The following is a 20,576-nucleotide window of genomic DNA, read 5'->3' on the forward strand; positions in this document are numbered from 1 at the left end:
GGTGCCATAACATGAGTCGTGTTGGTAAGAAAATTATTGACATCCCTAGCGACGTTACAGTAACTTTTGATGGTCATACTGCTACTGTAAAAGGTCCTAAAGGTGAATTAACTAGAACATTTAACGAAAGAATGACTTTCAAACAAGAAGAAAACACTATCGAAGTTGTAAGACCTACTGAGTCTAAAGAAGATAGAACAGTTCATGGTACAACTCGTGCTTTATTAAATAATATGGTACAAGGTGTTTCTCAAGGTTTCGAAAAAACACTTGAGCTTGTTGGTGTAGGTTACCGTGCTCAAATGCAAGGTAGTGACTTAGTATTAAACGTTGGTTACTCTCACCCTGTTGAAATTAAAGCTGAAGATGGCATTACTTTCGCAGTAGAGAAAAACACAACTATTAGAGTATCTGGTGTATCTAAAGAACAAGTTGGTGCAATCGCATCTAACATCCGTTCAGTAAGACCTCCAGAACCTTACAAAGGAAAAGGTATTCGTTACCAAGGTGAATACGTTCGCCGTAAAGAAGGTAAAACAGGTAAATAATAGATAACTCTCTTAAGAAAGGAGTAATACAATGATCAGTAAAATTGATAAAAACAAAGTGCGTTTGAAAAGACATGCTCGTGTGCGTACTAAATTATCAGGTACAGCTGAAAAACCACGTTTAAATGTATATCGTTCAAACAAACACATTTATGCACAAATTATCGATGATGTTAAAGGCGTAACTTTAGCTCAAGCTTCATCAAAAGACAAAGATATCGCAAACGAATCAACTTCTAAAGTAGATTTATCTACAAAAGTAGGCGAAGCAATTGCTAAAAAAGCATCAGAAAAAGGCATTAAAGAAATCGTATTTGATCGTGGCGGTTATTTATACCATGGTCGTGTAAAAGCTTTAGCAGAAGCTGCTAGAGAAAGCGGATTAGAATTTTAATTTAAAGGAGGGACAAATACATGGCTCGTAGAGAAGAAGAAACGAAAGAATTTGAAGAACGCGTTGTAACAATCAATCGTGTTGCTAAAGTTGTTAAAGGTGGACGTCGTTTCCGTTTCACTGCATTAGTAGTAGTTGGAGACAAAAATGGTCGTGTAGGTTTCGGTACTGGTAAAGCTCAAGAGGTACCAGAAGCTATCAAAAAAGCTGTCGAAGCAGCTAAAAAAGATTTAGTAGTTGTTCCACGTGTTGAAGGAACTACTCCTCACACTATCACTGGTCGTTACGGTTCAGGTAGCGTATTCATGAAACCAGCTGCACCTGGTACAGGGGTAATCGCTGGTGGTCCAGTTCGTGCCGTATTAGAATTAGCAGGTATCACTGATATCTTAAGTAAATCATTAGGATCTAACACACCAATCAATATGGTTCGTGCTACTATCAATGGTTTACAAAACCTTAAAAATGCTGAAGATGTTGCTAAATTACGCGGCAAATCAGTAGAAGAATTATATAATTAAGGAGGGAAAATAGATAATGGCTAAATTACAAATTACCCTCACTCGTAGTGTTATTGGTCGTCCTGAAACACAACGTAAAACTGTTGAAGCTTTAGGTCTTAAAAAGACTAATAGTTCAGTAGTAGTTGAAGATAACCCTGCAATCCGTGGGCAAATCAACAAAGTTAGACACTTATTGACAGTAGAAGAAAAATAATTAAGGAGGTGCCTATATAATGAAATTACATGAGTTAAAAGCAGCTGAAGGTTCACGTCGTGTACGTAACCGTGTTGGCCGTGGTGCTGGTTCTGGTAATGGTAAAACTAGTGGTCGCGGACAAAAAGGTCAAAAAGCACGTTCAGGTGGTGGCGTAAGACCAGGATTTGAAGGTGGACAATTACCTTTATTCCGTCGTTTACCAAAACGTGGCTTCACTAACATTAATCGTAAAGAATATGCTATTGTTAACTTAGACCAACTTAATAAATTTGAAGATGGTACTGAAGTAACTCCAGCTTTATTAGTTGAAACTGGTGTAGTTAAGAATGAAAAATCTGGTATTAAAGTACTAGGTAACGGCTCACTTGATAAAAAATTGACAGTGAAAGCTCACAAATTCTCAGCTTCAGCAGCAGAAGCAATTGATGCAAAAGGTGGAGCACACGAGGTGATCTAATGTTTCAAACGCTTGTGAGCTTCTTTAAAACTAAAGGAGTTCGAAACAAGATTTTCTTTACCTTAGCAATGTTAATTATATTCAAAATAGGAACTTACATTCCGGCTCCAGGTGTTAACCCTGAGCCTTTTGAACAACAAGGTTCTGATCAAGGAGTCGCCGCTCTTCTTAATACGTTTGGTGGCGGAGCCTTAAAGAACTTTTCAATATTTGCTATGGGCATTATGCCCTACATCACTGCATCTATCGTAATGCAATTATTACAAATGGATATTGTTCCGAAATTCTCTGAATGGGCGAAACAAGGTGAAGTAGGTAAAAGAAAGCTTAGCAATGTAACACGTTATTTCGCTATCATTTTGGCTTTTATACAGTCAATTGGTATGGCATTCCAATTTAATAACTATTTAGGTGGTAAATTAATTATTCACCAATCTGTAATGAGTTATTTATTGATTGCCGTTGTTTTAACAGCAGGAACAGCATTTCTAATTTGGCTTGGTGACCAAATCACTCAATTTGGAGTGGGTAATGGTATTTCTATCATTATCTTTGCAGGTATCTTATCAACATTGCCGTCATCTATTATTCAATTTGTGCAACAAGCATTTGTTGGTAATGATGATACAACGTTGGCATGGTTGAAAGTGATTGGATTAATTGTAGGACTAGTTTTACTTACAATTGGTGCGATTTATGTACTAGAAGCAAAACGTAAAATTCCTATCCAATACGCTAAAAAACAATCTGCACAAAGATTAGGATCTCAAGCAACATATCTACCTTTAAAAGTAAACTCTGCAGGGGTAATTCCAGTAATCTTTGCGATGGCATTTTTCTTATTGCCAAGAACATTAACACTGTTCTTCCCTAAAGCTGATTGGGCGCAAACTATATCTGAATATGCTAACCCTTCAAACACTTACGGCATGATTGTTTATGTAATTCTAATTATTGCATTTACGTATTTCTATGCCTTTGTTCAAGTTAATCCTGAAAAAATGGCTGACAACTTGAAAAAACAAGGTAGTTACGTTCCAGGTATCAGACCTGGCGATCAAACTAAAAAATATATTACTAAAGTACTTTATCGCTTAACTTTTGTCGGCTCTATTTTCTTAGCAGTCATTGCGATATTACCAATTCTAGCAACTAAGTTTATGAGTTTACCTCAATCCATTCAAATTGGTGGTACAAGCTTATTAATCGTAATTGGTGTAGCAATTGAAACTATGAAATCACTTGAAGCGCAAGTGAGTCAAAAAGAATATAAAGGCTTTGGTGGTAGATAATTTGTAGGAGGGCAATTTATGAATATCATTTTAATGGGTTTACCTGGCGCAGGTAAAGGTACTCAAGCGAGTGAAATTGTTAAGAAATTCCCAATACCACATATATCTACTGGTGACATGTTCAGAAAAGCGATTAAAGATGAAACAGATTTAGGAAAAGAAGCTAAATCTTACATGGATCGTGGAGAATTAGTCCCTGATGAAGTTACTGTAGGTATCGTTAAAGAAAGAATATCTGAAGACGATGCAAAAAAAGGATTCTTATTAGATGGCTTCCCAAGAACAATCGATCAAGCTGAGGCATTAAATGAAATTATGTCTGAGCTTGGTAGAAACATTGATGCGGTTATAAACATCGAAGTTCCTGAGGAAGAATTGATGAATCGTCTTACAGGTCGTCGTATCTGTGAGAAATGTGGTACGACTTATCATCTTGTATTTAATCCTCCAAAGGTTGATGGTATTTGTGATATCGATGGTGGAAAACTTTATCAACGTGAAGATGATAATCCTGAAACAGTATCTAATCGCTTAAACGTTAATGTTAAGCAGTCTAAACCTATTTTAGAGTACTATAATGAAAAAGGTGTGCTTAAAAACATTGATGGCGCGAAAGATATTGACGATGTAACCAAAGATGTCATTGATATCTTAGATCAATTAAAATAGATCAACTTAATACGGTCTAGGTTTATGTGAATTTGATTAGGTTTCTCTGGCAAGAATTAATTTTCTGAGTGTCGAATGACGATAATAATTCCCGCATTTTGTTAAACTTATTATAACTAGTCACTATATTAGATTCGTATCGTTGAAGTTGTCTATTGACGATTACCTTACTATTGTAAAAAGGGGGAAGTTAATCAATGGCGAAACAAGATGTAATTGAATTAGAAGGTACAGTATTAGATACTTTACCAAATGCTATGTTTAAAGTAGAATTAGAAAATGGTCATGAAATTTTAGCGCACGTGAGTGGTAAAATTAGAATGAATTATATTCGTATTCTACCTGGCGACAAAGTAACTGTAGAAATGTCTCCGTATGATTTATCACGCGGTAGAATTACTTATCGTTATAAATAATCGTCACTCCATAATATAGGGAGGTATAAAAATGAAAGTAAGACCATCAGTTAAACCAATTTGCGAAAAATGTAAAGTCATTAAACGTAAAGGTAAAGTAATGGTAATTTGTGACAATCCTAAGCACAAACAAAGACAAGGTTAATAAAAGAGAGGTGTAAATATATATGGCACGTATTGCAGGAGTAGATATTCCACGTGAAAAACGTATCGTTATTTCATTAACATATGTATATGGTATTGGTACTTCAACAGCTAAAAAAATCGTTGAAGAAGCTAACGTATCAGCAGACACACGTGTAAAAGATTTAACAGATGACGAATTAGGTCGTATTCGTGAAGTTGTTGACAGTTATAAAGTTGAAGGTGACTTACGTCGTGAACAAAACTTAAACATTAAACGTTTAATGGAAATTTCATCATACCGTGGTATCCGTCACCGTCGTGGTTTACCAGTTCGCGGTCAAAAAACTAAAAACAACGCACGTACGCGTAAAGGCCCAGTTAAAACTGTAGCTAACAAGAAAAAATAATAGGTAAAGGAGGCAAAATATAAATGGCACGTAAACAAGTATCTCGTAAACGTAGAGTTAAAAAGAATATTGAAAATGGTGTGGCTCACATCCGTTCAACATTCAATAATACAATCGTAACTATCACTGATGAATTTGGTAATGCTTTATCTTGGTCATCAGCTGGTGCATTAGGTTTCAAAGGATCTAAAAAATCAACTCCATTCGCAGCGCAAATGGCTTCTGAAACTGCATCAAAATCAGCAATGGAACATGGTTTAAAAACTGTTGAAGTAACAGTAAAAGGACCTGGACCAGGTCGTGAATCAGCTATCCGTGCATTACAATCAGCTGGTCTAGAAGTAACTGCAATCAGAGACGTTACTCCAGTACCACATAACGGTTGTCGTCCACCAAAACGTCGTCGCGTCTAATTTTTAATAGATTGTTATTGTTACAGGTCACTGAGCGAAACAGTTTAAAATTAAGTCGACGTAATTAAGGAGGATTTTTGTAAATGATAGAAATTGAAAAACCTAGAATTGAGACAATTGAAATTAGTGAAGATGCTAAATTCGGTAAGTTCGTTGTTGAACCACTAGAACGTGGCTACGGTACTACACTAGGAAACTCCTTACGTCGTATCCTACTATCTTCATTACCAGGTGCAGCCGTTAAGTACATTGAAATTGAAGGTGTTTTACACGAGTTCTCAGCTATAGATAATGTTGTTGAAGATGTTTCTACTATCATTATGAACATCAAAAAATTAGCACTTAAAATCTATTCTGAAGAAGATAAAACATTAGAAATCGATGTTCGAGATGAAGGCGAAGTTACTGCAAGTGACATTACTCATGATAGTGATGTGGAAGTTCTAAATCCAGAACTTAAAATCGCAACAGTGTCTAAAGGTGGACATTTAAAAATTCGTCTTGTTGCTAACAAGGGTAGAGGTTACGCATTAGCAGAACAAAATAATACTAGTGATTTACCAATCGGTGTAATTCCTGTTGATTCACTATACTCACCAGTTGAACGTGTTAACTATACAGTTGAAAATACACGTGTCGGTCAAAGTAGTGATTTTGATAAATTAACTTTAGATGTTTGGACTAATGGTTCAATCACTCCACAAGAGTCAGTATCATTAGCTGCTAAGATTTTGACTGAACATTTAAATATTTTTGTAGGTCTTACAGATGAAGCACAAAATGCTGAAATCATGATTGAAAAAGAAGAAGATCAAAAAGAAAAAGTACTTGAAATGTCTATCGAAGAATTAGACTTATCAGTACGTTCATACAACTGTTTAAAACGTGCAGGAATCAATTCAGTTCAAGAGTTAGCTGATAAATCTGAAGCTGATATGATGAAAGTTCGTAATTTAGGTCGTAAATCTCTAGAAGAAGTTAAATATAAATTAGAAGATTTAGGATTAGGATTAAGAAAAGAAGATTAATAAGTTAAAGGAGGTCAACTCATGGGTTACAGAAAATTAGGTCGTACTTCTGATCAACGTAAAGCTATGTTACGTGACTTAGCTACTTCACTTATCGTTAGTGAACGTATTGAAACTACAGAAGCTCGTGCAAAAGAAGTTCGTAGTGTTGTTGAGAAATTAATCACTTTAGGTAAAAAAGGAGATTTAGCTTCTCGTCGTAATGCTGCTAAAACATTACGTAATGTTGAAATCTTAAACGAAGATGAAACGACACAAACTGCACTTCAAAAATTATTCGGTGAAATTGCTGAACGTTATACAGAACGTCAAGGTGGTTACACTCGTATTCTTAAAGTAGGTCCTCGTCGTGGAGACGGTGCTGAATCAGTTATCATCGAATTAGTAGATTAATTCAAGATATAAATACACTAACTACTTATATGTAAAGCAAATGAGTGCAACGATAATGTTTGCCACATACAAATATTGTCTAGCTCAGAGTGCCCCATCAATTAAATAAATTTCAAAGCGTGAACTCAACTAAAATATGATGGGGTGCGCGCTTTTTTATTTTAATAGCGCATATCAGCAACCAATGATATAAAATGTTCTCATATGATGAGATACGAACTTTTAATATTTGACTGCAAATTCACAGTAGTTGACTAAATTGAGATGGCTCAATTAAATGCTAATTACTATAGTCAACCATAGAGAGGCGGGATATTGAATTCAATAAGAATTCTATCCGGTCCTCTTTTTATATTCAGAAATGAAACAAAGTTTCATATACATGATAATCATATTCATGTAAACTAGAAGAGTACAAATTTTTAGGAGGGATTCTAGTGGAGGCAAATCATACAAATATTATTGAACTTAAGCATATCGATTTTCAATATCAAGGCGATGCAGCCTTCACACTGAACGACGTATCCTTTCAAATCCCTAAAAATAAATGGACTTCTATAGTTGGTCACAATGGCTCTGGAAAATCTACAATTGCTAAACTCATTGTTGGTATTGAAACGGCTACGAATGGTACGGTATATTTTAATCAATCACCGATTATTAACGAGGAGTTTAAAAATATACGTGAACACATAGGCATTGTCTTTCAAAACCCTGAGAACCAATTTGTTGGTTCAATTGTTAAATATGATGTTGCCTTCGGTTTGGAAAATCATTCTGTTCCCACAGAAAAAATGAAAGTCATCGTTGCTCGGGCGATTAGTGATGTTGGAATGACAGATTATGCTGACTATGAGCCACATTCACTATCAGGTGGTCAAAAACAACGTGTTGCTATTGCAGGCGTGTTAGCATTAAGCCCAACCGTGATTATTTTAGATGAAGCGACGTCTATGCTGGATCCTCAAGCTAAAAAATCATTATTAAGCTTGATTCAAGATGTCAAAGCAACGAAAGATGTGACAATTATATCTATTACACATGATTTAACTGAAGCACTTGAAGGAGATCATGTGATTGTCATGAATCACGGAACAGTTTATAAAGAAGGTAGCCCTAAAGCGATTTTCAAAGATATACATATGTTACAAGAACTTGGTCTAGATTTACCTTTTTCAATGAAAATGAATCAATTGCTAGGATTTGATGATCAGTTCATAACATATGAAGGGTTGGTAGAAAAGCTATGATAATTAAGTTTAATGATGTTGCTTATACCTATCAACGAGGCACACCTTATGAGTATAATGCATTAGAACATATAAATTTAACGATTGAACAAGGAAAGTACTACGCTATTGTAGGACAAACTGGAAGTGGAAAATCAACCTTAATTCAACATTTTAATGGGTTATTAAAACCAACAAACGGTTATATAGAGTATGATCAACTGACAATTACAGCAAAGACTAAAGATAAGTGGATTAGGCCTATACGACAAAAAGTTGGCCTAGTGTTTCAATTTCCTGAATCACAATTATTTGAGGACAATATTGAAAGAGAAATCGAGTTTGGACCTAAGAACTTTGGCATGAATGTTGAAGAAGTGAAGGAAAGAGCGTTTGATTTATTATTAGAGCTTGGTTTTCCAAGAAATGTTATGTCACTGTCACCCTTTCAAATGTCGGGGGGACAGATGCGTAAGATTGCAATTGTTTCTATATTAGCTATGGACCCAGATGTGATTGTGTTAGATGAACCTACAGCTGGTTTAGATCCAAAAAGTCGTCAACAAGTGATGGCGTTATTTAAAGAAATACAAATTAAGCAAAATAAAACAATCATCCTTGTGTCTCATGATATGAATGAAGTTGCAAAATATGCTGAAGAGATTATCGTGATGAATGATGGCAATATTGTTGAACAAGTGACACCTAAGGAACTGTTCAGACAAGTGAACCGATTAGAAGAATGGCATATAGCATTACCAGATGTCGTTCAATTACAACGTGATATTGAAATCAAACACGGCATTGAATTTAAGACAATCGCATTATCAGAAGATGAATTTGTAACGATGTATCAGGAGTGGCAACAACATGAAGAATAAATTAATTATAGGTAGATACTTGCCTAATAACTCAGTTATTCACCATCTAGATCCACGGGCTAAGGTCTTATTTGTATTTATGTTTATCATTCTAATCTTTTTTGCACATTCATTTGCAACGTTTGGTTGGATTATATTATTAATATTAGTATTTATGTTTTTAGCGAAGATTAAATTTTGGTTCCTAATTAAAGGTTTGACACCTATATTTATCTTTACGTTATTTACATTTGCAATGCATATCTTTTTCACACATGGTGGCACGCCGCTAGTAGATTACGGAATCATAAAAATTGATAGTGCCGGCATACTAGAAGGTATATTTATATCATTACGTCTGATTACTATTGTGATGGTTGCAACGATAATGACTTTATCTACAAGTCCGATTGATTTGACAGATGCTTTTGAAAAATTATTAACACCATTAAAATGGTTTAAGATACCTGTACATCAGCTAAGTATGATTATGTCAATCGCATTAAGATTTATTCCAACATTAATGGATGAATTAGATAAAATTATATTAGCCCAAAAATCACGTGGTTCTGAGCTTAGTTCAGGCGGACTAATGACACGTATTAAAGCATTTATACCCTTAATGATTCCGTTATTTATTTCAGCTTTTCAAAGGGCTGAGGAGTTAGCAATTGCTATGGAAGTGCGTGGTTATGATGCAAATGTAAAGCGAACAAGTTATAGAAAATTACAATGGCGAATGGCTGATACGATGTGCTTAATCAGTTTCGTTCCCATAGCTTTCGTATTATTCGTATTAAAATACATTGGAGTGTAATACAGTGCGTATACTCGTTAATATTTCTTATCAAGGAAGTCAATTTCTGGGTTTCCAAATTCAGCAACAAGGAAGAACGGTCCAACAACAATTCGAAAAAATATTAAAGCGTATGCATCGTCGCCATGTCCGAATTCATCCTTCTAGTCGCACTGACAGAGGTGTGCATGCATATGAACAGTTTTTTCACTTTGATACTGAATTAAACATTGAACCTAAGCAATGGAAGTATGCAATGAATCGTGCGTTACCAGACGATATATATGTGAATGATGTCCAACACGTCGATGATCAATTTCATTGTCGTTACGACTGTGTTGGTAAACGATATCGTTATAGAGTCTATCAAGGATCTCATCGTAATCCTTTTGAAAGTGGTCTAAAGACATTTATCAAAGAAGATTTAGATTATTCTAAAATGAACGAAGCTGCGAAGCATTTTATTGGAACACACGATTTTACAGGATTTTGTTCTCAAAAGACTGAAGTTGAAAGTAAAGTGCGAACGTTGTATCAAAGTGAAATCATCATAACCGATGAAGGCTTTGATTATGTAGTGACTGGATCCGGCTTCTTATATAATATGGTTCGCGTGTTAGTAGCGTTTTTAATTGAAGTTGGAAAAGGTAAGCGTAACCCTAATGAAGTACCGACATTATTAAATGAAAAAAATAGAGATAATGTACCATTTACTGCTCCGGCAGAAGGGCTTTATTTAGAGAATATATATCTCTCAGAAAAAGGCTTAACAACAGACTTTGGAGATAATATTAAAATTCATCGTAAAAAATCACTACAAAATGATTAAATTGCATTGACAAACGGAGCTATAAAATATAACATAGTTAACGGTATTGTTTTATATCCACCCCATGATAAGCCCCGGAAACTTATTGTGTTACAAGATATATAAGCAAATTATACAGGAATAAAATAAATGAACATTTACGCTTTGAAATCGTAACAGAATGAATAGATTGCAGGCCTCGTTCGTAGGTTCGACTGCGATACGTACCTGTAATCTAAAACGAAGCATTTATTTTTAGGAGGACAATTATTATGCGTCAAACATTTATGGCAAATGAATCAAACATTGAGCGCAAATGGTATGTTATTGATGCTGAAGGCCAAACATTAGGTCGTTTATCATCTGAAGTAGCATCTATCTTACGCGGTAAAAATAAAGTAACTTACACACCACACGTTGACACAGGTGATTATGTCATCATCATCAACGCTGCTAAAATCGAATTAACTGGTAAAAAAGAATCAGATAAAATCTATTACCGTCACTCAAATCACCCAGGTGGTATCAAATCAGTTACTGCTGGTGAATTAAAACGTAATAACCCAGAACGTTTACTTGAAACATCAATTAAAGGTATGTTACCAAGTTCACGTTTAGGTGAAAAACAAGGTAAAAAATTATTTGTATATGGTGGCGCTGAACATCCACACGCTGCACAACAACCAGAAAACTACGAGTTACGTGGTTAATTAGAAGGAGGAAATTACATTGGCACAAGTTGAATATAGAGGCACAGGCCGTCGTAAAAACTCAGTAGCACGTGTACGTTTAGTACCAGGTGAAGGTAATATTACAGTTAACGAACGTGACGTACGTGAGTACTTACCATTCGAATCATTAATCTTAGACTTAAACCAACCATTTGATGTTACAGAAACTAAAGGTAACTATGATGTATTAGTTAACGTACACGGTGGTGGTTTCACTGGACAAGCACAAGCTATCCGTCACGGAATCGCACGTGCATTATTAGAAGCAGATCCTGAATACAGAGGTTCATTAAAACGCGCAGGTCTATTAACTCGTGACCCACGTATGAAAGAACGTAAAAAACCAGGTCTTAAAAAAGCACGTCGTTCTCCACAATTCTCAAAACGTTAATTGCCAAAGCTGTTACGAATTTATTCGCTTACAGATTTGGTACGCAAATTGCGTCAGCAAGTTGTGTTCCATTAGAACGATTAAAGCACTTCTCAATTTTGAGAAGTGCTTTTTTTATGCATAAAAGGGAGTGGGACAGAATTCTTTTTAAATTCGTTGTCCACTCCCAGCTTGCTTTGCTTGTAGAATTTCTTGATGAAATTCTCTTTGCTAGGGTCCCGACCCCAACTTGCTTAGCTTGTAAAATCATTTTCGTGATTTTTTGTGTTGGGGCCCCGCCCACCTCCGCAAGGGTGACTAGAACTGATAAAAGCTTGAATTAAGCGCCTTCTCAGTTCAGTCAGCTACTGCGAATTTGAAAAAATAGCTTAATTATATTATTTATGTCCCAGCCTCTTTGAATTATCTTTTTACTTTTTAAATACTTCTTCGACGACCTCTGTCATATCATTATGAATGACTAATTCTGCTTTTCTATCGTATGGTGTTTTATCTCGATTAATGATAACTAAATGATCACCAGTAAAGTTAGAAATAAAACCAGCTGCTGGTTGTACAACAAGTGATGAACCTAATACAATCACAGTATCTGCCTTTTGAATTTTATCAAGCGCACGGAAAACAGTTGGTTGATCCAACATTTCACCATATAAGACAATGTCTGGTCGAATAACGTCACCACATGATTCACAATATCTTAATTCATGATCCATGACATAAGATTTTGTGTATTCCTCACCACACTTAATACAATAGAATCGATTGAGTGTGCCATGAATTTCATCGATATTTTGACTTCCTGCATCTTCATGTAAGCCATCAATGTTTTGAGTGATGACACCCAAAGATTTACCTTCTTTTTCTAACTCTGCAATCCATTCATGAACAATATTAGGTTTTTTATCAGCTACAAGTAAACGCTTATGATAAAAATCAATAAAGCTTTCTTTATTATCATTAAGATGGTCAATACTTAATAAATATTCTGGAGAATAGCCATCTTTGGATATTTCATCAAATAATCCACCCATTGAGCGAAAATCTGGAATTCCACTTGCAACAGAGACACCAGCGCCCGTAAAGAAGACAATATGATTTGATTTATCTACAATTTCTTTTAACTTTTCGATCTTATTACTCATTCTAAACACTCCATATACACAAATTGATTCTAACTTTTGATAGAATTATTTTTAATATTTCTTATATACTTATTACAACATACTATCAGATATACTTTCTAGAAATTGCTTTCTAAATATAAGATTTAAATGTAAGCGCATTGATAAAAATGTTAGAGTTCACTAGATTTATAGTATAAAATTAATATGTGCGAATTAATTTTAATAAATTCAAGTATCCAATGTATTTCATTTACTTGAAAATGTGATGTGGGAAGTGAAGAGTTGAATGAATAAATACGATCGTTTAGATGAAATAATTAAACTCGTAAATCAAAGAGGCACTGTTAGAACTAATGAGATTGTAGAAGAATTAAATGTATCGGATATGACAGTAAGACGTGATTTAGCTGAACTTGAAGAAAAAGGATTACTTACCAAAATTCATGGGGGCGCAAGAAGTAATGCTATGTTTCAATTTAAAGAGAAGTCACATCAAGAGAAACACACACACAATATAGAAGAAAAACGAAACGTTGCACGAAAAGCCATTCATTTAATTGAAGAAAACGATACGATTTTTCTTGGACCTGGTACGACAATAGAATGTTTAGCCGAAATCATGGAGCTAAAATCACTAACAGTTATCACAAATTGTTTTCCAGTGTTTAAAATATTGTTTGAAAAAAGATCAATTGATTTTAAAGTTTATTTACTTGGTGGGGAAATGAGAGATTTAACTGAATCATTTGTAGGAGAAATGGCTAATACTCTACTGAAAACAAAGCGATTTAGTAAGATGTTCTTTAGTTGTAATGGCATAAAAGATATCGATGTCCTAACTTCGACAATTGATGAAGCGTATACTCAACAATTGGCTTTAGAGCGATCAGTTGAAAAGTACTTACTAATAGACTCATCAAAATTAGGGAAAGAAGACTTTACCCAATTGTGTAGGTTAGACGATTTAACTGCAGTCATCATTGATAAGGTCGATGTTGATAACATAGAGAAATTAAAATTACATACTGAAGTGATTGAGTAAATTACACTTTAAGCCTGATATTGTTTGAAATTAAACAATATTAGGCTTTTTTATATTTCAAAAATATAAATAAACATAAAACAAAACATTTTTGTTTAAAACAACTAATTATCAAACAATATTCAAACATTTATTGTTGATTATTTGTTTGTTTATGTTTATAATTTAAACATAAAGAGTTGAAAGCGCTTTTTCATAATATAAAGATAGACACATATATGTGAATCAATTTATTAAAGGAGAATGGTTATGACAGTTATTATTGGTTCAGATGTAGACGGTAAACGACTCAAAGAAGTAGTCAAAACATTTTTAAAAGAGAATAATCATGAAGTATTAGATGTAACAGAAGGTAAAGATGTTGACTTTGTTGATTCAACATTAGCCGTTGCGCAAGAAGTTCAAAAGAATGATGAGAATTTAGGCATTGCAATTGATGCTTATGGCGCAGGAAGTTTCATGGTCGCTACGAAAATCAAAGGAATGATTGCAGCAGAAGTTTCAGATGAAAGATCTGCTTATATGACACGTGGTCATAATAATGCTCGTATGATTACGATGGGTTCAGAAATTGTTGGAGATATGCTTGCTAAGCATGTTGCTAAAGAATTTGTAAATGGACACTATGACGGTGGTCGTCATCAAATCCGTGTAGATATGTTAAATAAAATGTGCTAAATAGGAGGACTTTAAAATGAAAATAGCTATTGGTTGCGATCATATTGTAACAGACACAAAAATGGCAGTTTCAAAACATTTAAAAGAACAAGGACATGAAGTAATTGATGTAGGAACATATGACTTTACACGAACACACTATCCAATTTTTGGTAAAAAAGTGGGTGAAGCTGTAACAAGCGGTGAAGCGGATTTAGGTGTATGTATTTGCGGAACAGGTGTTGGTATTAGTAACTCTGCTAACAAAGTACCAGGCGTACGTACTGCTTTAGTTCGTGATATGACAACAGCGCTTTATTCAAAAGAAGAATTAAATGCGAATGTTGTTAGTTTTGGTGGAAAAATCGTAGGTGAATTATTCATTTTTGATATTGTAGATGCTTTCATCAAAGCGGAATATAAACCAAGCGAAGAGAATAAAAAATTAATAGCTAAAATTGAGCATTTAGAAGCACATAATGATAAACAAGCTGATCCTCATTTCTTCGATGAATTTTTAGAAAAATGGGACAAAGGTGAATATCACGATTAAGGGTGACAATCTATGATTCTAACGTTAACACTAAATCCTTCGATAGATATTTCATATTCTCTAGACCATTTAAGTCTTGATACAGTAAATCGTGTTAATAACACGATAAAAACTGCGGGAGGCAAAGGTTTAAATGTAACTCGTGTTTTATCAGAATATGGTGAAGATGTGACAGCAAGCGGTTTCTTAGGTGGCAAGTTGGGCGAATTTATAGAGCAACAATTGAATGCCAATCAAATTAATCATCACTTTTTTAAGATTAATGAAGAAACACGAAATTGTATTGCTATTCTTCATGAGGGACAACAGACTGAGATTCTTGAACAAGGACCTTCAATCACTGAGCTAGAAGCGTCAGAATTTAAAACGCATTTGGCCAAATTATTAACAAAAGCTAACGTCATTGCGATGTCTGGTAGCTTACCAAGAGGATTGAAGTCGGATTATTATGCCGATTTAATTCAATTAGCCGAACAGCATCAGAAATTGACTATCTTAGATAGTTCAGGTCAATCTTTGTTAGATGTTTTGCTAAGTGATTATAAACCAACTGTAATCAAACCTAACATCGATGAGTTGGCACAATTGTTACAAACGAAAGTAACCTCAGAAATTGAGTGTCTAAAAGATGCAGTTAATCAACCCATATTTGATGGTATAGCGTGGATTATCGTTTCACTGGGAAGCGAAGGTGCATTCGCCAAACATCATAACAACTACTATAAAGTAAATATTCCTCGCATAGATGTGGTGAATCCTGTTGGCTCAGGTGATTCAACTGTAGCAGGTATTGCATCAGGTTTAATTCATCAAGATGAGGATGACGTACTATTAAAAAAAGCCAATGCATTTGGAATATTAAATGCAATGGAAAGTCAAACTGGACATATTGATGTACATAAATTTGACGAAATATTCCAACAAATTGAAGTTATAGAGGTGTAATTAATGACTAAATCACAACAAAAATTAGCATCAATAGAGCAATTGAGTAATCAAGAAGGCGTTATCTCAGCTTTAGCGTTTGACCAACGTGGTGCTTTAAAAAGAATGATGGCTGAGCATCAAACAGAAGAACCAACTGTTGAACAAATTGAACAACTAAAAGTATTAGTATCTGAAGAATTAACACAATATGCTTCGTCAATTTTATTAGACCCTGAATATGGTCTTCCAGCATCTGAAGCGCGTAATAAAGACTGTGGATTATTATTAGCTTACGAAAAAACAGGTTATGACGTAAATGCTAAAGGACGTTTACCAGACTGCCTAGTTGAATGGTCAGCAAAACGTTTAAAAGAACAAGGCGCTAACGCGGTTAAATTTTTACTTTACTATGATGTTGATGATTCGGAAGACATTAATATTCAAAAGAAAGCATATATTGAAAGAATCGGATCTGAGTGTGTAGCAGAAGATATCCCATTCTTCTTAGAAGTACTTACTTATGATGATAATATTCCGGATAATAAAAGTGCTGAATTCGCGAAAGTAAAACCTCGTAAAGTAAATGAAGCTATGAAATTATTTTCCGAAGAACGATTTAATGTAGATGTACTTAAAGTTGAAGTACCGGTAAATATGAACTTTGTAGAAGGATTTACAGAAGGTGAAGTTGTTTATAGCAAAGAAGAAGCGGTGCAACATTTCCGTGATCAAGAAGCTTCAACACATTTACCATATATCTATTTAAGTGCTGGTGTTTCTGCAGAATTATTCCAAGAAACATTGAAATTTGCACATGAAGCTGGTGCGAAATTTAATGGTGTACTTTGTGGACGTGCTACTTGGTCAGGCGCAGTAAAAGTGTATATCGAAGAAGGCGAAGCAGCTGCGCGTAAATGGTTACGCACTACTGGATTCAAAAATATTGATGATCTTAATAAAGTATTAAAATCAACTGCAACATCATGGAAATCAAAATAAATCATTTAAAGGGGGCACATCATAATGAATAGAGAAGAAGTGCAATTACTAGGGTTTGAAATTGTAGCATATGCTGGAGATGCACGTTCAAAATTATTAGAGGCATTAACTGCAGCTAAAAATGGTGAGTTAGATAAAGCAGAGCAATTAACTGAAGAAGCAAACGAATGTATTGCAAATGCACATAAAGCGCAAACAAGTTTGTTAGCTAAGGAAGCACAAGGTGAAGATATCGCATACAGCGTTACAATGATGCACGGTCAAGACCATTTAATGACAACACTACTATTAAAAGATTTAATGAAACATCTATTAGAATTATATAGAAGAGAGAGTTGAATGCTATGAACAAATTAATTGCCTGGATTGAGAAAGGAAAACCGTTCTTTGAAAAAATATCTCGTAATATTTATTTAAGAGCTATTCGTGATGGATTTATCGCAGCAATCCCAATTATCTTATTCTCTAGTATCTTTATTTTAGTTACCTATGTTCCTAACGTGTTTGGTTTCACATGGAGTAAAACAATGGAAGGAATTCTAATGAAACCATACAACTATACGATGGGAATTGTTGGTTTTATAGTAGCAGGTACGACTGCTAAATCATTGACTGATTCATTTAACCGGAAATTGGATAAAACAAATCAAATTAACTTTATCTCAACTATGATGGCAGCAATGTGTGGCTTTTTATTCCTAGCAGCGGATCCTGCAAAAGATGGTGGATTCTTAAGTGGGTTTATGGGAACGAAAGGTTTATTAACAGCATTTCTATCAGCATTTATTACAGTGATTGTATATAACTTCTTTATCAAACGTGAAATTACAATCAAAATGCCGAAAGAAGTTCCACCTAACATTTCGCAAGTGTTCAAAGATATATTTCCTCTATCAGCAGTAATCATTATTTTATATGCGTTAGATTTAATTGTGAGAGCTACTGTACATACGAATGTAGCCAATGGCGTATTAAAATTATTTGAACCATTGTTTACTGCAGCAGATGGTTGGGTTGGTGTAACTATTATTTTTGGTGCCTTTGCATTCTTCTGGTTCGTAGGTATTCATGGTCCATCAATCGTGGAACCTGCGATAGCAGCAATTACTTATGCCAACCTTGAAGCGAACTTACATTTAATTCAAGCAGGTGAGCATGCAGATAAAGTTATTACACCTGGTACCCAAATGTTCGTTGTAACAATGGGTGGTACAGGTGCAACATTAGTAGTACCTTTTATGTTCATGTGGCTAACGAAATCAAAACGTAATAAAGCGATTGGTAGAGCATCTGTAGTACCTACATTCTTTGGTGTCAATGAACCAATTTTATTTGGGGCACCTTTAGTGTTAAACCCAGTGTTCTTTATTCCATTTATCTTTGCCCCAATTGCAAACGTATGGATCTTTAAGTTCTTCGTAGATGTATTAGGAATGAACAGTTTTAGTATCTTCTTACCATGGACTACACCAGGTCCATTAGGTATCGTGATGGGTACTGGTTTTGCATTTTGGTCATTTTTACTTGCTATCGTCTTAATTGTAGTAGATGTAATTATTTACTACCCATTTGTAAAAGTGTATGATGAACAAATTTTAGAAGAAGAATTAGGAAATAAAACTGCTAATAATGAGTTGCAAAACAAAGTAGCAGCAAACTTTGATACTAAAAAAGCAGATGCCATCCTAGCATCAGCTGGTGCGACTGATACAAGTCATTCTCAAACAGGTCGAGATGAAGAAATCAATAAGAATGAAACGCAACAAAGTAACATCACAGAACAAACCAATGTACTTGTTCTATGTGCTGGTGGAGGAACTAGCGGTCTATTAGCTAACGCTTTAAATAAAGCAGCTGAAGACTATAATGTTCCTGTTAAAGCAGCAGCAGGCGGTTATGGTGCGCATATGGATATTATGAAAGATTATCAATTAATTATTTTAGCGCCTCAAGTTGCTTCAAACTATGAAGATATCAAACAAGATACAGATCGATTAGGTATTAAATTAGCAAAAACACAAGGTGTTGAATATATTAATTTAACTCGAGATGGCAAAGCAGCATTAGACTTCGTTCAACAACAATTTGAAAAATAAATAGGAGATGAAAGTATAATGAAAAAATTACCAGAAGATTTTATATTCGGTGGTGCGACAGCGGCTTATCAAGCAGAAGGCGCGACTCACACAGATGGAAAAGGTCGTGTAGCATGGGACACGTATCTTGAAGAAAACTATTGGTATACAGCTGAACCAGCAAGTGATTTTTACAATAAATATCCTATTGATTTAGAATTAAGTGAAAAATTTGGTGTGAATGGTATTCGTATTTCGATTGCATGGTCACGTATATTCCCTGACGGATATGGTGAAGTTAATCCTAAAGGTGTAGAATACTATCATAATTTATTTAAAGAATGTCATAAAAGACATGTAGAGCCATTTGTAACATTGCATCACTTTGATACGCCTGAAACATTGCACAGTGACGGTGACTTCTTAAATCGTAAGACAATCGATTATTTTGTGGCATATGCAAAATTCTGTTTTGAAGAATTTCCAGAGGTTAATTATTGGACGACATTTAATGAAATTGGACCTATTGGTGATGGCCAATATTTAGTAGGTAAATTCCCACCAGGAATTAAGTATGACTTTGCTAAAGTGTTTCAATCACACCACAACATGATGGTCGCACATGCAAAAGCTGTGAAGTTATTTAAGGATAATGGCTATAGTGGTGAAATTGGAGTCGTACACGCATTGCCAACTAAATACCCTTATGATCCAACAAACCCAGAAGATGTTAGAGCAGCTGAATTAGAAGATATCATTCACAATAAATTTATCTTAGATGCAACTTATCTTGGTAAATATTCTCGTGAAACTATGGAAGGCGTTCAACACATTTTATCTGTTAATGGTGGTAAATTAGATATACCAGAAGAAGATTATAAAATATTGGATGCGGCCAAAGATTTAAATGACTTCTTAGGTATCAATTACTACATGAGTGATTGGATGAGAGGTTATGAAGGTGAATCTGAAATTACGCATAATGCCACAGGTGATAAAGGTGGTTCTAAATATCAACTCAAAGGTGTAGGTCAACGTGAATTTGATGTTGATGTACCCCGTACTGATTGGGACTGGATGATTTATCCAAAAGGATTATATGATCAAATCATGCGTGTAGTTAAAGATTATCCAAATTATCATAAAATCTACATTACTGAGAATGGACTTGGATACAAAGACCAATTTGATGAAGAACGTAAAACGGTAGATGATGACGCTCGTATAGATTATGTGAAAAAACATCTTGAAGTCATTTCTGATGCTATTCGTGATGGAGCCAATGTAAAAGGTTACTTCTTATGGTCATTAATGGACGTCTTCTCATGGTCAAATGGTTATGAAAAACGATATGGTCTATTTTATGTCGATTTTGAAACACAAGAACGTTATCCTAAGAAGAGTGCATATTGGTACAAAGAACTAGCGGAAAGTAAGGAAATTAAATAAGATCCGGACAGAAATTAAAAAAATTTCGTAGTTCCGCCTCAAAACTATTATATTCAATCAATTAGGGCAGAG

At 34.7% G+C, this 20,576-nt stretch carries 28 protein-coding genes; 27 read left to right on the forward strand and 1 reads right to left on the reverse strand.

The genetic code is table 11. The features are described 5' to 3' along the window. The first annotated feature begins 11 nt into the window (after positions 1 to 11). The 19 genes from rplF to rpsI all read left to right on the forward strand — a co-directional run bounded on the left by rplF (position 12) and on the right by rpsI (position 11,678). Positions 12 to 548 carry a 50S ribosomal protein L6 gene (gene rplF, locus KA858_RS02810; protein WP_210134956.1) on the forward strand — a complete coding sequence of 179 codons (537 nt, stop codon included), beginning with the start codon at positions 12 to 14 and terminating at the stop codon, positions 546 to 548. A 31-nt stretch (positions 549 to 579) separates the two neighbouring features. Beyond that, positions 580 to 942, forward strand: a complete 363-nt coding sequence (rplR, locus tag KA858_RS02815; RefSeq protein ID WP_210134957.1) for a 50S ribosomal protein L18 — start codon at positions 580 to 582, stop codon at positions 940 to 942. 20 nt (positions 943 to 962) lie between these two features. Beyond that, complete coding sequence (rpsE, locus tag KA858_RS02820) at positions 963 to 1,463, forward strand: 30S ribosomal protein S5 (RefSeq protein WP_011275137.1); 501 nt, start codon at positions 963 to 965, stop codon at positions 1,461 to 1,463. A gap of 16 nt (positions 1,464 to 1,479) precedes the next feature. After that, on the forward strand, positions 1,480 to 1,659 hold the full coding sequence (gene rpmD / locus KA858_RS02825) for a 50S ribosomal protein L30 (protein WP_011275138.1): 180 nt from the start codon (positions 1,480 to 1,482) through the stop codon (positions 1,657 to 1,659). 19 nt (positions 1,660 to 1,678) lie between these two features. After that, complete coding sequence (gene rplO, locus KA858_RS02830; protein ID WP_053028552.1) at positions 1,679 to 2,119, forward strand: 50S ribosomal protein L15; 441 nt, start codon at positions 1,679 to 1,681, stop codon at positions 2,117 to 2,119. Further along, the gene (gene secY / locus KA858_RS02835; RefSeq protein WP_210134958.1) at positions 2,119 to 3,411 is read left to right on the forward strand and encodes a preprotein translocase subunit SecY; all 1,293 of its coding nucleotides are present in this window, start codon (positions 2,119 to 2,121) and stop codon (positions 3,409 to 3,411) included. Before rplO ends, secY begins: the two co-directional genes overlap by 1 nt. 18 nt (positions 3,412 to 3,429) lie before the next feature. Next, positions 3,430 to 4,080 (forward strand): adenylate kinase, encoded by a 651-nt coding sequence (locus tag KA858_RS02840; protein WP_053028550.1) that lies wholly within the window; start codon positions 3,430 to 3,432, stop codon positions 4,078 to 4,080. A gap of 197 nt (positions 4,081 to 4,277) precedes the next feature. After that, positions 4,278 to 4,496, forward strand: coding sequence for a translation initiation factor IF-1 (gene infA, locus KA858_RS02845; RefSeq protein WP_001829792.1), 219 nt, complete (start codon positions 4,278 to 4,280; stop codon positions 4,494 to 4,496). 31 nt (positions 4,497 to 4,527) lie between these two features. After that, positions 4,528 to 4,641: a 50S ribosomal protein L36 gene (gene rpmJ / locus KA858_RS02850; RefSeq protein ID WP_001829709.1), complete on the forward strand. Its 114-nt coding sequence runs from the start codon at positions 4,528 to 4,530 to the stop codon at positions 4,639 to 4,641. Between the two features lie 22 nt (positions 4,642 to 4,663). After that, entirely contained in the window at positions 4,664 to 5,029 is a 366-nt protein-coding gene (gene rpsM / locus KA858_RS02855) for a 30S ribosomal protein S13 (protein ID WP_011275142.1), read from the forward strand. 23 nt (positions 5,030 to 5,052) lie between these two features. Continuing rightward, entirely contained in the window at positions 5,053 to 5,442 is a 390-nt protein-coding gene (rpsK, locus tag KA858_RS02860; RefSeq protein WP_000101625.1) for a 30S ribosomal protein S11, read from the forward strand. 83 nt (positions 5,443 to 5,525) lie between these two features. Beyond that, entirely contained in the window at positions 5,526 to 6,470 is a 945-nt protein-coding gene (locus KA858_RS02865; RefSeq protein ID WP_011275143.1) for a DNA-directed RNA polymerase subunit alpha, read from the forward strand. 21 nt (positions 6,471 to 6,491) lie between these two features. After that, positions 6,492 to 6,863 (forward strand): 50S ribosomal protein L17, encoded by a 372-nt coding sequence (rplQ, locus tag KA858_RS02870; protein ID WP_011275144.1) that lies wholly within the window; start codon positions 6,492 to 6,494, stop codon positions 6,861 to 6,863. 437 nt (positions 6,864 to 7,300) lie between these two features. Further along, on the forward strand, positions 7,301 to 8,113 hold the full coding sequence (locus KA858_RS02875; RefSeq protein ID WP_210134959.1) for an energy-coupling factor transporter ATPase: 813 nt from the start codon (positions 7,301 to 7,303) through the stop codon (positions 8,111 to 8,113). Then, entirely contained in the window at positions 8,110 to 8,973 is an 864-nt protein-coding gene (locus KA858_RS02880; protein WP_210134960.1) for an energy-coupling factor transporter ATPase, read from the forward strand. The genes KA858_RS02875 and KA858_RS02880 overlap by 4 nt, the downstream gene beginning before the upstream one ends. Beyond that, entirely contained in the window at positions 8,963 to 9,769 is an 807-nt protein-coding gene (locus KA858_RS02885) for an energy-coupling factor transporter transmembrane component T family protein (protein ID WP_210134961.1), read from the forward strand. Before KA858_RS02880 ends, KA858_RS02885 begins: the two co-directional genes overlap by 11 nt. A 4-nt stretch (positions 9,770 to 9,773) precedes the next feature. After that, a complete protein-coding gene (gene truA / locus KA858_RS02890; protein WP_210134962.1) occupies positions 9,774 to 10,577 on the forward strand; it encodes a tRNA pseudouridine(38-40) synthase TruA in 804 nt (267 codons plus the stop codon). A 251-nt stretch (positions 10,578 to 10,828) separates the two neighbouring features. Next, positions 10,829 to 11,266 (forward strand): 50S ribosomal protein L13, encoded by a 438-nt coding sequence (gene rplM / locus KA858_RS02895; RefSeq protein ID WP_011275149.1) that lies wholly within the window; start codon positions 10,829 to 10,831, stop codon positions 11,264 to 11,266. 19 nt (positions 11,267 to 11,285) lie between these two features. Beyond that, entirely contained in the window at positions 11,286 to 11,678 is a 393-nt protein-coding gene (gene rpsI, locus KA858_RS02900) for a 30S ribosomal protein S9 (RefSeq protein ID WP_011275150.1), read from the forward strand. A gap of 410 nt (positions 11,679 to 12,088) precedes the next feature. Here rpsI and KA858_RS02905 read toward each other — a convergent pair whose 3' ends face one another. After that, a complete protein-coding gene (locus KA858_RS02905) occupies positions 12,089 to 12,820 on the reverse strand; it encodes an NAD-dependent protein deacylase (RefSeq protein WP_210134963.1) in 732 nt (243 codons plus the stop codon). A 268-nt stretch (positions 12,821 to 13,088) separates the two neighbouring features. Between KA858_RS02905 and KA858_RS02910 the strand changes: the two genes are divergently transcribed. From KA858_RS02910 to lacG, 8 genes are all read left to right on the forward strand, one after another. Then, a complete protein-coding gene (locus KA858_RS02910) occupies positions 13,089 to 13,844 on the forward strand; it encodes a DeoR/GlpR family DNA-binding transcription regulator (RefSeq protein ID WP_210134964.1) in 756 nt (251 codons plus the stop codon). Positions 13,845 to 14,093: 249 nt separating this feature from the next. After that, positions 14,094 to 14,522: a galactose-6-phosphate isomerase subunit LacA gene (lacA, locus tag KA858_RS02915; protein WP_210134965.1), complete on the forward strand. Its 429-nt coding sequence runs from the start codon at positions 14,094 to 14,096 to the stop codon at positions 14,520 to 14,522. 16 nt (positions 14,523 to 14,538) lie between these two features. After that, positions 14,539 to 15,054, forward strand: coding sequence for a galactose-6-phosphate isomerase subunit LacB (gene lacB, locus KA858_RS02920; protein ID WP_210134966.1), 516 nt, complete (start codon positions 14,539 to 14,541; stop codon positions 15,052 to 15,054). A gap of 12 nt (positions 15,055 to 15,066) precedes the next feature. Next, positions 15,067 to 15,999, forward strand: a complete 933-nt coding sequence (locus tag KA858_RS02925; protein WP_210134967.1) for a tagatose-6-phosphate kinase — start codon at positions 15,067 to 15,069, stop codon at positions 15,997 to 15,999. Between the two features lie 3 nt (positions 16,000 to 16,002). Further along, positions 16,003 to 16,980, forward strand: coding sequence for a tagatose-bisphosphate aldolase (lacD, locus tag KA858_RS02930; RefSeq protein ID WP_210134968.1), 978 nt, complete (start codon positions 16,003 to 16,005; stop codon positions 16,978 to 16,980). A 24-nt stretch (positions 16,981 to 17,004) separates the two neighbouring features. Continuing rightward, positions 17,005 to 17,319 (forward strand): PTS lactose/cellobiose transporter subunit IIA, encoded by a 315-nt coding sequence (locus KA858_RS02935; protein WP_037536047.1) that lies wholly within the window; start codon positions 17,005 to 17,007, stop codon positions 17,317 to 17,319. A 5-nt stretch (positions 17,320 to 17,324) separates the two neighbouring features. Then, on the forward strand, positions 17,325 to 19,076 hold the full coding sequence (locus KA858_RS02940; RefSeq protein WP_210134969.1) for a lactose-specific PTS transporter subunit EIIC: 1,752 nt from the start codon (positions 17,325 to 17,327) through the stop codon (positions 19,074 to 19,076). 15 nt (positions 19,077 to 19,091) lie between these two features. Continuing rightward, the gene (gene lacG, locus KA858_RS02945; RefSeq protein ID WP_210134985.1) at positions 19,092 to 20,504 is read left to right on the forward strand and encodes a 6-phospho-beta-galactosidase; all 1,413 of its coding nucleotides are present in this window, start codon (positions 19,092 to 19,094) and stop codon (positions 20,502 to 20,504) included. The last annotated feature ends 72 nt before the right edge of the window (positions 20,505 to 20,576 follow it).

Source organism: Staphylococcus sp. GDX8P80P (genome assembly GCF_017893095.1).
Taxonomy (GTDB): Bacteria; Bacillota; Bacilli; order Staphylococcales; family Staphylococcaceae; genus Staphylococcus; species Staphylococcus borealis.